The organism is Nocardia sp. JCM 38205 (assembly GCF_058222935.1).
On the sequence record NZ_JBYHFL010000003.1, the window covers coordinates 763166 to 778359 of the forward strand.

15 protein-coding genes are annotated in these 15194 nt (G+C 68.5%); 12 read left to right on the forward strand and 3 right to left on the reverse strand.

Features of this window, described 5'->3' with window-relative positions:
• Position 1: 1 nt before the first annotated feature.
• From rpsD to AC4HOU_RS15060, 5 genes are all read left to right on the forward strand, one after another.
• Complete coding sequence (gene rpsD, locus AC4HOU_RS15040) at positions 2 to 607, forward strand: 30S ribosomal protein S4 (protein ID WP_036533322.1); 606 nt, start codon at positions 2 to 4, stop codon at positions 605 to 607.
• Positions 608 to 710: 103 nt separating this feature from the next.
• The gene (locus AC4HOU_RS15045; RefSeq protein ID WP_014349149.1) at positions 711 to 1769 is read left to right on the forward strand and encodes a DNA-directed RNA polymerase subunit alpha; all 1059 of its coding nucleotides are present in this window, start codon (positions 711 to 713) and stop codon (positions 1767 to 1769) included.
• Positions 1770 to 1815: 46 nt separating this feature from the next.
• A complete protein-coding gene (rplQ, locus tag AC4HOU_RS15050) occupies positions 1816 to 2340 on the forward strand; it encodes a 50S ribosomal protein L17 (protein WP_163814547.1) in 525 nt (174 codons plus the stop codon).
• A 107-nt stretch (positions 2341 to 2447) separates the two neighbouring features.
• A complete protein-coding gene (truA, locus tag AC4HOU_RS15055; RefSeq protein ID WP_195020639.1) occupies positions 2448 to 3305 on the forward strand; it encodes a tRNA pseudouridine(38-40) synthase TruA in 858 nt (285 codons plus the stop codon).
• 70 nt (positions 3306 to 3375) lie between these two features.
• Positions 3376 to 4206: an LLM class F420-dependent oxidoreductase gene (locus tag AC4HOU_RS15060; protein WP_195020640.1), complete on the forward strand. Its 831-nt coding sequence runs from the start codon at positions 3376 to 3378 to the stop codon at positions 4204 to 4206.
• Between the two features lie 33 nt (positions 4207 to 4239).
• Here AC4HOU_RS15060 and AC4HOU_RS15065 read toward each other — a convergent pair whose 3' ends face one another.
• Positions 4240 to 4683 (reverse strand): Hsp20/alpha crystallin family protein, encoded by a 444-nt coding sequence (locus AC4HOU_RS15065; protein WP_163814550.1) that lies wholly within the window; start codon positions 4681 to 4683, stop codon positions 4240 to 4242.
• A gap of 222 nt (positions 4684 to 4905) precedes the next feature.
• Here AC4HOU_RS15065 and AC4HOU_RS15070 point away from each other — a divergent pair, with 222 nt between their 5' ends.
• From AC4HOU_RS15070 to AC4HOU_RS15085, 4 genes are all read left to right on the forward strand, one after another.
• On the forward strand, positions 4906 to 6276 hold the full coding sequence (locus AC4HOU_RS15070; protein ID WP_195020641.1) for an MFS transporter: 1371 nt from the start codon (positions 4906 to 4908) through the stop codon (positions 6274 to 6276).
• A 46-nt stretch (positions 6277 to 6322) separates the two neighbouring features.
• Entirely contained in the window at positions 6323 to 6982 is a 660-nt protein-coding gene (locus tag AC4HOU_RS15075) for a response regulator transcription factor (protein WP_163814552.1), read from the forward strand.
• A gap of 181 nt (positions 6983 to 7163) precedes the next feature.
• Entirely contained in the window at positions 7164 to 8882 is a 1719-nt protein-coding gene (locus AC4HOU_RS15080; protein ID WP_490724634.1) for a sensor histidine kinase, read from the forward strand.
• Positions 8883 to 8991: 109 nt separating this feature from the next.
• Positions 8992 to 9912, forward strand: coding sequence for a TAXI family TRAP transporter solute-binding subunit (locus AC4HOU_RS15085; RefSeq protein WP_490724635.1), 921 nt, complete (start codon positions 8992 to 8994; stop codon positions 9910 to 9912).
• A gap of 4 nt (positions 9913 to 9916) precedes the next feature.
• Here the strand turns inward: AC4HOU_RS15085 and AC4HOU_RS15090 are convergent, their stop codons facing one another.
• Positions 9917 to 10249, reverse strand: a complete 333-nt coding sequence (locus AC4HOU_RS15090) for a metal-sensitive transcriptional regulator (RefSeq protein ID WP_138446034.1) — start codon at positions 10247 to 10249, stop codon at positions 9917 to 9919.
• 145 nt (positions 10250 to 10394) lie between these two features.
• On the opposite strand from AC4HOU_RS15090, the gene AC4HOU_RS15095 reads away from it, so the two are divergent.
• Both AC4HOU_RS15095 and AC4HOU_RS15100 read left to right on the forward strand, forming a co-directional pair.
• The gene (locus AC4HOU_RS15095) at positions 10395 to 11204 is read left to right on the forward strand and encodes an S-methyl-5'-thioadenosine phosphorylase (RefSeq protein ID WP_490724636.1); all 810 of its coding nucleotides are present in this window, start codon (positions 10395 to 10397) and stop codon (positions 11202 to 11204) included.
• Positions 11205 to 11227: 23 nt separating this feature from the next.
• Positions 11228 to 11788 (forward strand): NADPH-dependent FMN reductase, encoded by a 561-nt coding sequence (locus tag AC4HOU_RS15100; RefSeq protein WP_163814556.1) that lies wholly within the window; start codon positions 11228 to 11230, stop codon positions 11786 to 11788.
• A gap of 34 nt (positions 11789 to 11822) precedes the next feature.
• Here AC4HOU_RS15100 and eccE read toward each other — a convergent pair whose 3' ends face one another.
• The gene (gene eccE / locus AC4HOU_RS15105) at positions 11823 to 13466 is read right to left on the reverse strand and encodes a type VII secretion protein EccE (protein WP_163814557.1); all 1644 of its coding nucleotides are present in this window, start codon (positions 13464 to 13466) and stop codon (positions 11823 to 11825) included.
• 112 nt (positions 13467 to 13578) lie between these two features.
• On the opposite strand from eccE, the gene eccB reads away from it, so the two are divergent.
• Positions 13579 to 15051 (forward strand): type VII secretion protein EccB, encoded by a 1473-nt coding sequence (gene eccB, locus AC4HOU_RS15110; protein ID WP_163814558.1) that lies wholly within the window; start codon positions 13579 to 13581, stop codon positions 15049 to 15051.
• Positions 15052 to 15194: the final 143 nt, after the last annotated feature.

Here is a 15194-nt window from a genome sequence, read left to right on the forward strand (position 1 = left end):
AATGGCCCGTTACACCGGACCCGCAACGCGCAAGAGCCGTCGCCTCCGCGTCGACCTGGTCGGCGGCGACCAGGCGTTCGAACGTCGCCCCTACCCGCCCGGCCAGCACGGCCGCGCGCGGATCAAGGAGAGCGAATACCTGCTCCAGCTGCAGGAGAAGCAGAAGGCTCGCTTCTCCTACGGCGTGATGGAGAAGCAGTTCCGCCGGTACTACGAAGAGGCCAACCGCCTCAAGGGCAAGACCGGTGACAACCTGCTTCGCCTGCTCGAAACCCGTCTGGACAACGTCGTGTACCGCGCCGGTCTGGCGCGCACCCGCCGCCAGGCCCGCCAGCTGGTCAGCCACGGCCACTTCCTGGTGAACAACCGGAAGGTGGATGTTCCCTCCTTCCGCGTCACCCAGTACGACATCATCGATGTCAAGGAGAAGTCGCTGAACACGCTGCCGTTCCAGGTGGCGCGCGAGACCGTCGGCGACCGTCCGGTCCCCGGCTGGCTCCAGGTCATCCCTGGCCGCCTGCGCATCCTGGTCCACCAGGAGCCCGAGCGCGCCCAGATCGATGTGCCGCTGCAGGAACAGCTGATCGTCGAGTACTACTCGAAGTAACAGCTGCTCCGCTGCTGGTGCGTGATCGTCCATCCCGGGCGATCACGCACAACCCTTAGACGAGGCGTCAAATAGCGGGCGCCCACAAAGGAGGATGATCCACATGCTGATTTCCCAGCGTCCGACCCTGACCGAAGAGGTCGTGGCGGAGAACCGCTCGAAGTTCACCATCGAACCCCTCGAGCCGGGCTTCGGTTACACCCTCGGCAATTCGCTGCGCCGTACCCTGCTGTCCTCGATCCCGGGGGCCGCGGTGACGAGCATCCGCATCGATGGCGTCCTGCACGAGTTCACCACCGTCCCCGGTGTGAAGGAAGATGTCACCGACATCATCCTGAACCTCAAGGGTCTGGTCGTGTCCTCGGAGGAGGACGAGCCGGTCACCATGTACCTGCGCAAGCAGGGCCCCGGCACCGTCACCGCCGATGACATCGTCCCGCCGTCCGGCGTCGTGGTGCACAACCCGGACATGCACATCGCCACCCTGAACGACAAGGGCAAGCTCGAGATCGAGCTGGTCGTCGAGCGCGGTCGCGGTTACGTCCCGGCAGTGCAGAACAAGGCGTCCGGTGCGGAAATCGGCCGGATCCCGGTGGACTCGATCTACTCCCCGGTGCTCAAGGTGACCTACAAGGTCGAGGCCACCCGTGTCGAGCAGCGCACCGACTTCGACCGGCTCATCCTGGACGTGGAGACCAAGAACTCCATCAGCGCCCGGGACGCGCTCGCCTCGGCGGGCAAGACCCTGGTCGAGCTCTTCGGCCTGGCCCGTGAGCTGAACGTCGAAGCCGAAGGCATCGAGATCGGCCCGTCGCCGGCCGAGGCGGATCACATCGCCTCGTTCGGTCTGCCGATCGAGGATCTGGACCTGACGGTCCGGTCCTACAACTGCCTCAAGCGCGAGGGTGTGCACACCGTCGGCGAGCTGGTCGCACGCACCGAATCGGATCTGCTGGACATCCGTAACTTCGGCCAGAAGTCCATCGACGAGGTCAAGGTCAAGCTGCACGCGCTCGGCCTCTCGCTCAAGGACAGCCCGGCTTCGTTCGACCCCTCCAGCGTGGTGGGTTACGACGCGGCCACCGGCACCTGGTCCGACAGCGGCAACTTCAGCGACAACGACGGCGGCGAGCAGGACTACGCCGAAACCGAACAGCTCTAGGCCGCTGGGGTAGGCGCCCCGGGGTCTTACTCAAGGAGAACCAACAATGCCCAAGCCCAAGAAGGGTGCCCGCTTCGGCGGGTCGGCGTCGCACCAGAAGGCGATCTTCGCCAATCTGGCCACGGCGCTCTTCGAGCACGGTCGGATCACGACCACCGAGGCCAAGGCCAAGGCGCTGCGCCCGTACGCCGAGAAGCTTGTCACCAAGGCGAAGGGCGGCACTCTTGCCGACCGTCGCGAGGTGCTCAAGGTGATCCGCAACAAGGACGTCGTGCACTCGCTCTTCGCCGAGATCGGCCCCTCGTTCGAGGGTCGCGAGGGTGGCTACACCCGCATCATCAAGGCGCTGCCCCGCAAGGGTGACAACGCTCCGATGGCGATCATCGAACTGGTCCGCGGCGAGACCGTGACCAGGGAAGCCGATCGCGCCCGTCGCGTGGCCGCCTCCAAGAAGGCCGAGGCGCCTGCCGCCGAAGCCGCCGAGGACACCGCCGCCGAGGCTGCCGAGGAGAAGACCGAGGCTCCCGAGGCCGAGGCCACCGCGGACGAGAAGGCCGACGACAAGGCGTGAGTCGTGGTCCCGGTTCCCCGGGATGCGCGTGACGCGTTGAATTCGCCGAACGAGCCCGTCTACCCGTTTCGGGTGGGCGGGCTCGTTCACTTTCCGAGGAGGCCGTGGTGAGCGGGCAGGACGCGAACGAGATCCAGGCACCGGAGACCACCCGGTACCGGCTCGACATCAGTTACGACGGGACCGATTTCATCGGCTGGGCCCGTCAGCCCGGGCTGCGCACGGTCCAGGGTGTGCTGGAGGAATCGCTGGGTAAGGTGCTGCGCGAGACCGTCGCGCTGACGGTGGCCGGGCGCACCGACGCGGGTGTGCACGCCGAAGGTCAGGTCGCGCACTTCGATACCGCCGCCGCGATCGATCAGGACAAACTCGTGCATCGCATGGCGCGGTTCCTGCCGAAGGACGTGCGCATCAAGGACATCCGCGTCGCGCCAGCGGAATTCGACGCCCGCTTCTCGGCCATCCGCCGTCACTACGCCTACCGATTGACCACTGCCCGTTACGGCGCCGAACCGCTGCAAGCGCGCGGTGTGGTGCCGTGCCGGCCCGGCCTCGATGTGCATGCCATGCGGGCCGCCTCCCGAAACCTGCTCGGCCTGCACGATTTCGCCGCTTTCTGTCGCCGTCGCGAGGGCGCGACGACGGTGCGTGAACTACAGCGATTCGACTGGGCCAGGGAAGGCGATCTGCTGACGGCCTACGTCAGTGCGGACGCGTTCTGCTGGTCGATGGTGCGCAGTCTGGTCGGTGCGGTGCTCGCGGTGGGTGAGGGGCGCCGCGCTCCCGAATGGACCGCCGAGCTGCTCACCGAGCGCACCCGCTCCAGCGCGGTGACCGTGGCGCCGGCGCATGGTCTCAGCCTCATCGCCGTCGATTACCCGGCCGACGCCGAGCTCGCCGCGCGCAACGCGCAGACCAGGGAGATGCGCACCGTCCCAAGTGAGAGTGGTTGCTGCGGTAGTTGAGTCGGCCGGGTGGCGAGCCCGCGATGTGCCCGTGGAAATAAACTCGGCCGCACCGCAGTTCGCATCGACTATGACTATCGACGGGCTCGGAAAGTTCGGTGTGTGGCGCGGCTACAAGGGCGTCACGCCCGAGGAGGCGAAGGAACTGGAGGGGCTTGGCTACAGCACCCTCTGGCTCGGCGGTTCCCCACCGGCGGCGCTGCCCGGCGTCGAGGAATTGCTGGCCGCCACCGAAACGCTGACCGTGGCCACCAGCATCGTCAATGTCTGGACCGCGCCGGCCGCGGAGGTCGCCGAATCGTTCCACCGGCTCGAGGACCGCTTCCCGAACCGTTTCCTGCTCGGCATCGGCGTAGGCCACCCGGAGTTCAACGATCCATACCGCAAGCCCTTCGACGCACTGGTCGACTACCTCGACGAGCTGGACAAGGCCGGTGTGCCGCGCAGTCGGCGGGCGCTGGCCGCGCTGGGACCGCGGGTGTTGAAGCTGGCCGCCGAACGCACCGCGGGCGCGCTGCCGTACCTGGTCCCGCCGGCGCATACGGCCTTCGCGCGGGAGACCCTCGGGCCCGCCGGGCTGGCCGTCGAGCACAAGTTCGTGCTCGACGAGGACGCCGACCGCGCACGCGAGACCGCCCGCCCGGTCGTGCAGATGTATCTGGGTCTGGGCAATTACGTGCGGAATCTGCGCAAGTTCGGATTCACCGAAGCCGACGTCACCGCGCCCGGCAGCGACGGACTCATCGACGCGCTGGCCGTGCACGGTTCCGCGGATGTGGTGGCCGAGCGGCTTCGCGCCCACTTGGACGCGGGCGCGGACCATCTCGCGGTCCAGCCGCTCGGCCCCGATTACCTGGCCGACCTGCGGGCGCTGGCGCCGGCGCTGATCTCACCGGCCTGATCCGTTGGTCGTCTCAGGTACTCCGGTTCGAGATCAGCTCGATCCGGCCTCGATCGTCTTCGGCCCCGAGCCGCCGCCGGTGATCTCGATCCGGCGCGGCTTGGCGCGTTCGGCGATCGGCAGGGTGACCGAGAGGACCCCGTTGTTGTAGGTGGCGCTGATGTTGTCGGTATCGACGTTGTCGCCGAGGGAAAGCTGCCGCATGTAGGTGCCCGAGAAGCGTTCGGAGGCGATCCACTGGACGCCTTCCTCGCTCGGGGCGGTGCGCTGGGCGCGCAGGGTGAGCGTTCCGTTGTCCACGCTCACATCGACCGATCCGGGATCGACACCGGGCAGGTCGGCGTTGAGCACATAGTGGTCGCCTGCCTTGAACAGATCCATCGGCATGAAACGCGGAGCGCGGCTGGTGCCGGTCGCTTCACCGAGCAGCTGGCGGGCTACAGCATCGATGTCATGGAACGGATCGAACCTCAGCACAGCAATCACCTCCGTTTTCGTTCCCGACGGCGACCGCCACGGCGACGGGCGCCGGAAGCTGTGCACCACTAAAGTTAGCACTCTCGGGTCGAGAGTGCTAGATCCGGTGCGATCGTCCTAAGGGAAAGTTAGGAACCGCCCGCGCGGCTTCCCTTCGGCTTGTGACTGCCGACACAGTGGACTCCGACGGCGCAGAGCCGCGCTGATAAGAGGAGGGTCCAGGTGACAACGACACAGGCCGGTGGTGAACGGCGAGTAGTGGCGAACGTGCTGCGCGGATCGATCGGCAACCTCGTCGAGTGGTACGACTGGTACGTCTACGCCGCGTTCAGCGTCTACTTCGCGAAGGCGTTCTTCCCCGATGGCGATCCCACCGCGCAGCTGCTCTCGACCGCCGCGGTGTTCGCGGTCGGGTTCATCATGCGCCCGATCGGCGGCTGGGCGCTCGGACGCTACGCCGACCGCTTCGGCCGCCGCTCCGCATTGACCCTGTCGGTGACGGTGATGGCCGCCGGTTCGCTGATGATCGCCCTGACCCCCGGCTATCAGACCATCGGCATCGCGGCCCCGGTGATGTTGCTGCTGGCGCGGCTGCTGCAGGGGCTTTCGGTCGGCGGTGAGTACGCCACCAGTGCGACCTATCTGTCGGAGGTGGCCTCCGCGGGCCGTCGCGGCTTCTACTCCAGCTTCCAGTACGTGACGCTGGTGGCCGGCCAGCTGACCGCGCTCGGCGTGCAGATCGTGTTGCAGCAGCTGCTGACTTCGGAGCAGATGCACAGCTGGGGCTGGCGCATTCCGTTCCTGATCGGTGCCGGTGGCGCCATCGTCGTGATGCTGCTGCGGCGCGGCATGGACGAATCGGAATCGTTCAAGGCGGTGGCCGGAAAGCCGGAGTCGTCCGAACCGGCGGCGAGCAGCTCGCGCGGTTCGTTGCGGGTGCTGCTGCAGTATCCACGCGAATGCCTGCTGGTGGTGGGCCTGACCCTGGGCGGCACCGTGGCGTTCTACACGTACACGACCTACATGCAGAAGTTCATGATCAACACCTCCGGTATCTCCAAGGACACCGTCGCCTGGATCAACTTCGCCGCGCTCCTGGTCTTCGTGGTGCTGCAGCCGCTGGCCGGTGGACTGTCCGACCGGATCGGGCGCCGCAAGCTGCTGATCTTCTTCGGTGTCAGCGGCACGCTGCTGACCGTGCCGATCATGATGGTGCTCGCCCACACGACCAACGCGTTCGCCGCGTTCGGCCTGATGATGACCGCACTGGTCATCATCACCGGCTACACCTCCATCAACGCGATCGTGAAGGCCGAGCTGTTCCCGACCAAGATCCGTGCGCTCGGTGTCGGGCTGCCGTACGCGCTCACCGTCGCGATCTTCGGCGGCACCGCCGAGATGATCGCGCTCGCGTTGAAGAAGGCGGGCCTGGAGTCGCTGTACTTCTTCTACGTGGCCGGATGCATCGCGGTCTCGCTGCTCACCTACTACTTCATGCGCGAGACCTCGGCCGAGTCCACCATCGACGCCGAAGCTGCCGCCGATACCGATTCGGCCCAGCCGGAACCGGAGCTGGCCGCCGTACGTGCCTGACCGTCCGCTGCCCGCGCCGGTCCTGCCGTTATGGGAGGATCGGCGCGTGCGGCTTGCGGTGGTCGAGGACGACGACGGCGTAGGCGATGCCCTGGTGGAGGCGCTCTCGGCGCGCGGCTACCGGGCCGATCGCATGCGCCGCGGCGCCGATCTGCTCATCGCCCACCGCGATTACGACGCCGTGCTGCTCGATCTGGGTCTGCCCGATGCCGACGGCCTGCAGGTGCTGCGCCAGCTGCGGGAGGTGAGCGCGGTGCCGGTGCTCATCCTCACCGCGCGCAGTGATGAACGTTCCATCGTGCGCGGATTGCGCGGCGGCGCCGACGACTATGTAGTGAAGCCGCCGCGGATCGCGGAGTTGATGGCACGGCTGGAAACGGTGATGCGCCGGGCAGCCGCGGTGGCGCAGCAGGAGCGGACCGAGGTGGTGACCGGTGACGTCCGGGTGGACCTGCGCGCTCGGGTGGTCGAGGTGGCCGGCGCCCCGATCCCACTCACCCAGAAGGAGTTCGAGCTGGTCGAAGTGCTGGTGGAGCGGCCGGGTTCGGCGGTGAGCAGGCAGCAGCTGATGGACCGGATCTGGGGTGACGCGTTCGTCGCGGTCTCGCGCTCGCTCGATGTGCACATGACGGGGTTGCGGGCGAAACTGAACCGGCCCGGCCTGATCACCACCATTCGCGGCTACGGGTATCGGTGGGGCGAGTGAGCCAGGCACCGGCCGGTTGCCCGGACACGCCGATGCCGCCGCGATCGGCTCCGCGGGGTTCGGGGTCCGTGTTTCACCGATCGGGGGCACGGCTGATCGGCGCCCTGATGAGGCTCCGGCGGCGTCTGCTCGGCAGCCGGAGCATGGGCCCGTGGACCGGGCCGCTGGGCAGGAGACGGGCATGCGCCGCCGACTGCTGGTAGTGCTCACCGTCTTCGCGGCCATCGCGGTACTGGCCTTCGCGGTGCCGCTGTCCCTGACCGCCGCGACCAGTCGCACCCAGCAGCTGGTGCTCGGCCGCTCAGGCGATGCCGAACGCTTCGCCACCCTCGCCGACGGCGCGAGCTCGGCCGGCGGCGTGCAGGCCCTCGCCGACGAGGTGGGCCGCTACCACGAGCTGTACGGGGAGAACGTGCTGGTGGTGGACGCGCGCGGGGCGCCGATCGTCAATGCCGGGGTCGAGGTGGACGATCCGCGGATCATGGCCGCGGTGGCGGCGGCGCGGCGCAACCAGCGGCCACAGCAGGTGGATCGGCTGACGCCGTGGAGCGATCCGGTCATGCTCATCGCCCGCCCGGTCGGTTCGGGCGTGCAGGTGAACGGTGCGGTGGTGATCGAGGCGTCCACGGCGCAGGCCCGCGCCGCGATCGCGCGGGTGTGGGCGGTGATCGGCCTCGGCGCGGTCGGGGCGATGGTGGTGTTCGTGTTGTTGGCGCTGGTCGTGAGTCGCTGGGTGTTGCGGCCGCTGGCGGCCATGTCGGAGGCTGTCGCCGAACTCACCGCGACGCTGCCGAGGCCACGGCCGGACGTGGCGCACGAGCGCGCACATCGCACCACGCCAGGACTGCGATCGGCCCATCGCGAGGACCGCGCGGCCGCAACGGAGCAGGCCTCCGAACGGCCGGGCGAGCCCGGGCAAACCCCTGACGGTCCGGTCGCGGCGCCTATTACCAGGCGATACGGCGGCCCGCCCGAGGTTCGCGCGCTGGCTGAATCGTTCGATGCCATGGCCGCCGCGGTCGCCGATTCTGCCGACGCGCAACGTCAGCTGGTTGCCGACACCGCGCATGCCATGCGTAACCCATTGGCGGCGCTGACGATTCGACTCGATTCGCTCGAGGCGTCGATCCCCGAACGCGCTTCGGCGACCTTCCGCGGCGCCAGCGCCGAGGTCGACCGACTGACCGCCCTGCTCGACGCCCTGCTCGAGCTGGCGGTGGCCGAGGCGCCGGTGGCCTTCGGCGACGCGGCCTCCGCCGATGAACGGTGCGATGCGAGCCAGGTCGTTGCCGATCGACTCGACTCCTGGTCGCCCGCGTTCGCGGAGGCGGGCATGTCCCTGACCGCCCGGTTTGCCGGCGCCCGGCCGGTCGATACCGACGGCGCGCACGACAGTCGCGCGGGCCGACCCGGTGAGGACCTGCGTACCGCCGGACACACGCTGAGCGGAAACGACGTCGATGCGACACCGGCTGCGGCAGTTCGCCGGGACCGGCACGGAGCAGGCGAGGTGGACGCCGAGCACCCTGACCATGCTGATAGGCGTTCACCGGCCGAAACCGCGATCAGCTCCGCGGCATTGGCGCAGATCCTGGATGTGGCGCTGAGCAATTCGTGTCGATACGCGGGTCCCGGCGCGCACACCATCATCGATGTGCGGGCAGCAGCGGATTGGGTGACCGTGCTGGTCCGGGATGACGGCGCTGGTGTCGATCCGGCCGAGATCGACAAGCTGACCTCGCGGTTCTTCCGTGGTTCGGGTGCGGCGGCGGGCGGCACCGGCCTCGGGCTGTCGATCGCCCGTGCGCTCGCCAAGGCCAGGGGCGGCACCTTGACGGTCGAACCCGTGCAGCCACACGGCCTCGCCGTTGTGGTCCGGCTGCCGGCGGTGACTCGATGAGCGGGCCGGCTGTGTGCAGAGCCCTGGTCTCGACCGCCTTCGAGTCGGCGGAAGCGGCCGGCAACGAAGTCTTCCGGCGGTGCGGCCTGCGGCCGATGGCGGTGCTCCGATGAGCCGGCGGTCGATCTCGCGGCGTCGGGCCCTGGTATTGGCCGGGCTCGCATCCGCAGGTCTGGTCGGCTGCGGAACGAGCGACCGAACTACTGTCCGCCTGGCTTCCGGTGAGGACGGCGGCTTCTACTTCGCCTTCGCACGCCTGCTCGCCGCGGCGGCGAACGACACCGACGCGATCCGCATCGAACCGGTGGAAACCGCAGGGTCACAACAGAATTTGCGGATGCTCGCCGACGGGCAGGTCGACACCGCACTGGCACTGGCGGATTCGGCGGGCGATAACGGCGGGCGCGTACTCGCGCTCGGCCGGGTGTATGAGAACTATCTCCAACTGGCGGTACGCACGGACGGGCCGATCCGGGAGGTGGCCGATCTGCGGGGGCGGCGGGTCAATCTGGGCGCCGAGGGGTCGGGCGCGGCCGTGACCGGGCCGCGGCTGTTGGCGAGCGCCGGGCTCGATCCCGCGGCAGATGTCATCGTCGAGCACCGCCCGCTGCGCGAAGCCGCTCGAGCGCTCACCGAGGGCACCATCGACGCACTGCTGTGGGCCGGCGGCGTACCGACCGCCGCGCTCACTGTGCCCGACCACATGCGATTGCTGGATCTCGGCGCACTGGCCGAACCCATGCGGGAGCGATACGGTCCCGTCTACGACCTGGTCGCCATCCCCGCCGATGCCTACCCGGGCAGCCCGGCGGTGCACACCATCGGCGTCGCCAACCTGCTGCTGGCCGCCGCGACCCTGCCCGACGACGCTGCCGCCGCCATCGTCGAGCTGCTGGTACGGCATGCCGATCAGCTGGTGCCCGCCGAGGCCGCGGGCACCCAGTTCTTGGACGGGCGGTTCCTCATCGGCACCGGAACCGTCCCGCTACATCCCGGCGCCGCGCGGGTCTACCGACGCTGGCACGGCTGAGCGATCAGGAACGCACCATGCGCGCGATCGCGTCGGTGGCCTCCTTGATCTTGGCATCGGCTTCCGGGCCGCCCGCCACCGCCGCGTCGACCACACAGTGGCTGATGTGGTCTTCGAGCAGGCCCATCGCTACCGCCTGCAGGGCCTTGGTCATCGCGGAGACCTGGGTGAGGATATCGATGCAGTATTTTTCTTCTTCGACCATGCGCTGGAGTCCGCGCGCCTGGCCTTCGATGCGACGCAGCCGCTTGAGGTAATCGTCCTTGGCGGTGATGTAGCCGTGGGCGGAATGGTCGTGCGCGGTGTGGTCGTTGTTCTGCGACGGGCTTGGTGTCACCGACTGCCTCCTCGTTGCCCGCCGGGTCGGCGGCCTGGTTCTCAATACCCCCCTAGGGTACACCTCGCGCCGGGAACTGTCAGGTGAGCGCGCGAACAGCTACCTCGCGGCGCCGTCCAGCGGCACGGGCGGCACAATCGTCGCCATGAGCTCGCATGCCCGGCCCGCGATCGCCGTCATCGGCGGTAGCGGCTTCTACGACTTCTTCGATCACGAGGCGGTGGCCGTCGAGGTCGACACGCCCTACGGTGCGCCGAGTGCGCCGGTCGCGATCGGCGAGGTCGAGGGCAGGACCGTCGCATTCCTGCCGCGCCACGGAAAGCGGCACGAATTCTCCCCGCACACCCTGCCCTATCAGGCGAATATGTGGGCGTTGCGGTCGCTGGGGGTACGGCGGATCTTCGCGCCCTGCGCGGTGGGCAGTCTGCGCCCCGACTGGGGGCCGGGCACGGTGGCGGTGCCGGACCAGCTGGTCGACCGCACCTCGGGGCGTCCACAGACCTTCTTCGACGCAGGCGGAGTGCACGTCTCCTTCGCCGACCCGTACTGCGACCACCTGCGCACCGCCGCCATCGGAGCAGCCGGTAATGGCCTGCCGATGCGGGACTCGGGCACCATGGTGGTGGTGCAGGGGCCGCGATTCTCCACCCGCGCCGAGAGCCGCTGGTTCGCCGCCCAGGGCTGGGAACTGGTGAACATGACCGGTCATCCCGAAGCGGTGCTCGCCCGCGAACTGGAAATGTGTTACGCCGCAGTCGCGCTGGTGACCGATCTGGATGCCGGGCTGGAGGAGGGCGACGGCGTGCACGTCACCGACGTCTTCGCCGAGTTCGAAAAGAACATCACCCCGTTCAAGGCGCTGATCCGGCGCGCGATCGGCGCCGTCGACGGCGACGACACCTGCAACCGCTGCCGAGTGCACGCAGGCGTCTCGCTGCCGTTCGAGCTGCCCTGAGCCGAGCGGGTTAGGCTCGCGCCGTGGAAACCCCGTTGCGGCTCGAGGTCATCGTCGCCAGCGTGCGACCGGAACGGTTCGCGCCCGTGGTCGCCGATTGGTTCCTGCGCACCGCACGCGACCGTGCCGAATTCGATGTCGGCGTCATCGACCTCATCGATACTCCGCTGCCCGCCGACCTCACCGAAACGCCCGAGGTGCAGCGGTTCCGGGCCAGGCTCGCCGCCGCCGACGCGTTCGCTGTGGTGACCTCCGAGTACAACCACGGCTACCCCGCCTCCCTGAAAACGGCCCTCGACAGCGCCAAACACGAGTGGCGGGCCAAGCCGATCGGGTTCGTCGCCTACGGCGGTCTGTCGGGCGGGCTGCGTGCGGTGGAGCAGCTGCGTCAGGTGGTTGCCGAGATCCACATGGTGTCGGTGCGCGAGACCGTCAGCTTCCATCAGGCCAAGAAACGATTCGACGCGCAGGGCCAGACGCACGATGGCGCCGCCATCGACGCGGCCGCGCGGATGCTCGGCCAATTGGCTTGGTGGGGAAGGGCTTTGCGGGCCGCTCGGGTATCGGATCCGTATCCGGGGTGATCGGCTCGAAGCGCTTGGAGCCCGACCGAGCGCGCTACTGGTGTGCCATGGCGCGGCGTCCGCGCGGCTGGCCGATGTAGGTGGCCTCGCGCGGGATGGACACCAGCGTCAGATCGACCTGCGCGGTACCGGTGCGCAGCACCACGTGGTTGCCGATCGCACCCGGCTGCTGGATCGACAGATCCGGCTTGGTCGCGGGCCAGCCCATCGGATCGCCGGTCACATAGATGGTGGTGACACCGGCGTGCGGGGCCGGGGCGAGCACACCATCGACCACGGTCGCGGTGAACCCGGCGTCGGACTGGTGGGTTTCCACCGCGATGGTCAGCCGCTCCGGATTACCGATCGTGGTGACCAGGTTCTCCCAGGCGTGCGCACGATCGGTGCGGATCAGGATGCGCTCGCCGACGGCGAGCGCGCGGAACACCAGCTGCTGCGCCAGGTAGAGCTCACCGGCCACGTACACCGTCGAGATACCGGCGCCGATGATGCGGACCGCGACACCGTTGCCCTCGTCGTCGGAGCCGATCAGCTGACCACAGCCCGAGGACGGCAGGTGCAGCGCGCCGATCACGTCGATCGGGTACTCCGACATCGGGACCGTATCGTCCACATCGGGGATGGCGATCGGCAGATGCGCCAGCAGACCGTCACGGTGCCTGCCGTTCATCGACACCATGCCCTCGTGTTTGGTGCGTTCGGGCAGCTCACGCGCCGTCAATCGCCAGGCCGCACCGATATTCACCGAATCGGCGCTGCTACCGGGACGCAACCGCACGGCCACCGTGGTGCCGCGCGAGGGCGCCACCCACAGCTGGGCCAGCAGATCCGAACCCAGCTTCTTCGGGTCCACCGCGCCACCGATATTGACGCTGTTGCCCAGCTCGGCGTAGCGCCACCGCTGGGTCAGGGTGCGCGGGTCGTAACCGGCGGTGATCTGCAGAACGGCCTTGCGGATTTCCGGGGCGGTGAGGATACGGGCATTGCAGTCGGCATCTTCGAGCGCGCGCATGATCCGCTGCGTAGCGATGGTGACCGCACGCGACGCCCCCTCGTTACCGCCGCCGCGCCGTTCGGCCGCGCCGGGGCAGGCCACCGCGTCGAAGCTGATGGCCAGCCACACGGTGCGGTGCGCGGTGGCGGGCAGCGGGCCGAGCAGCGATTCGTAGATCTTGCCCGCGGGTGTGCCCGCGCGGCTGCGGTGACCGTGGCTGATGATGTCGATGCCGCTGAGCAGGATGTCGTGCTGGGTCAGGCACTGCGCCAGCTCGGGCAGTGGCAGCAGATGCGAGGCATGCACGGTGGTGCGGGCGATGCGGGTCAGCCCGCCCTTGGGTGCGAGCACCTCGACGACCGTCACCACGCGGCTGCCATCCCAGTACAGGCCGAGCGAACGTCCGTCGGGGCCGCGGAAGTCGACGGTGTCACCGATCTCGTACTCGCGCTGGACGAGATAGCCGACGCCGGTGCCGATCCAATCCAGCAGCACCCGCCGCCCGACGGGGATCAATGGAACCAAACCTGCCACCACACCGATACCGACCGCGGGCCAGACGCCGAGCCCGGCCAGCAGCGCGATCGCACCCGCGACGAGCCCAACGAATTGCGCGACCATCAGATTGCGCAGCGAGATGCGACCCAGCAGCGGGCGCGGTCCTGCGCCGGCAGGTTCGGCCATCGTCGTCCCCCAAGTACCCGTATCGGCCGCCTCCGGTGTGGCCGAGCTGAACAAGAGTCCCCGGGAACTGTACTGTGTTCCGCGGACGCGAGCACTGTTCGGGGGAGGAATCATGCCTTCAAAACCCACTACGCGCTGGCAGGTGAGCGGGTACCGCTTCCTGGTGCGCCGGATGGAGCACGCCTTGGTGCGCCGGGACGTGCGAATGCTGCACGACCCCATGCGCTCCCAGTCGCGTGCCTATGCCGCCGGGCTCATTCTCGGCATCGTCGTGCTCGCCGGCTGCGGTGTACTGGCCCTGCTACGCCCGCAGGACAAAATCGGCGACAACAAGATCCTGATCGGCAAGGAATCGGGTGCGGTGTACGTCGTTCTCAACGACGTCGTCCATCCCGCGCTGAATCTGGCCTCGGCGCGTCTGGCCGCCGGCGATGCGCCCAAGGCCGTCATCGTCAAGGAATCAGAGCTCGGTAAGAAGGCCCGCGGGCCGCTGATCGGCATCCCCGGTGCGCCCGGCGTACTGAACTTCGACAAGGACGGCAAGGGCCGGGCCTGGTCGGTATGCGACTCCATGAAGATGGACGGCGGCCGCGATCTCACCACCTCGGTGCTGGCCGGCGATCCCGAACTGGGGGAGAAGGCCTCGGTCATGGGCGCGGACAAGGCGTTGCTCGTGCAGGGCGACGACGCCACCTACCTGGTGTACGACCGCAAACGTGCCCGCGTGGACATGACCGACCGCGCCGTCACCGACGCACTGAACATCACCGGGCTGACCCCGCGCCCGATCAGCGAGGGCCTGCTGAACGCGATTCCCGAAGTGCTGGAGATCAAGCCGCCGCAGATCGTGGACCCTGGTGGCATGCCGGACAAGCCGATCGGAGATTTCCGCATCGGCACCGTCGTCCAGGTCTCCACCGCCGACGAGGCCGAGAACTATGTGGTCCTGCGCGACGGCCTGCAGCGGATCTCGCCGCTGACCGCCGACATCATCCGCAATTCCAACCCGCAGCCCACCGGCGACACCACCATCAACCAGACCGTGCGCACCAGGGCAGACGTCTCCAACGCCCTGCGGGTGGACGACTACCCGGTCACCGCACCGTCGATCGTCGAAGCCAAGGACCAGCCGGTGAGCTGCCTGTCCTGGAAGCCGATCACCACGGCCACCGAGGATTCCGGCAACCGCGCCGAACTGTCGGTGATCACCGGCGTCACCCTGCCGATGTCGGAGAAGGCCAAACTGGTGCCGCTGGCCCAGGCCGACGGCTCCGGCCCCAACGCCGACTCCGCCTACATCCCACCGGGTTCGGGCGCCTACGTCCAGACCACCGGCATCGAACCCGACAGCCGCCGCAAGGACTCCCTGTTCTACGTGGCCGACACCGGCGTCCGCTACGGCATCAAGAACGCCGACGCCGTCAAGGCCCTCGGCCTCGGCGAAAACCCCGAGCCCGCCCCATGGCCCATCGTCGGCCTACTCGCCAACGGCCCGAGCCTCGGCCGCGAAGAGGCGATGGTTGCGCACGACGGCGTGGCGCCGGACCCGTCACCGGCGCAACAGCCGGTCGCAGCCGGGAAGTGAGGTCCTGCGGCCGCCAGATCCGGCGGCCGCAGTTCTCCGCCCGAAACGAGCAGCAAGAGCGACTGTCAGGCCGAGGCAAACAGGAGGACCGCCGAAAACCGGGAACGGAACAAGGAATCCACTGCTCCTGGCGTCTACTACTA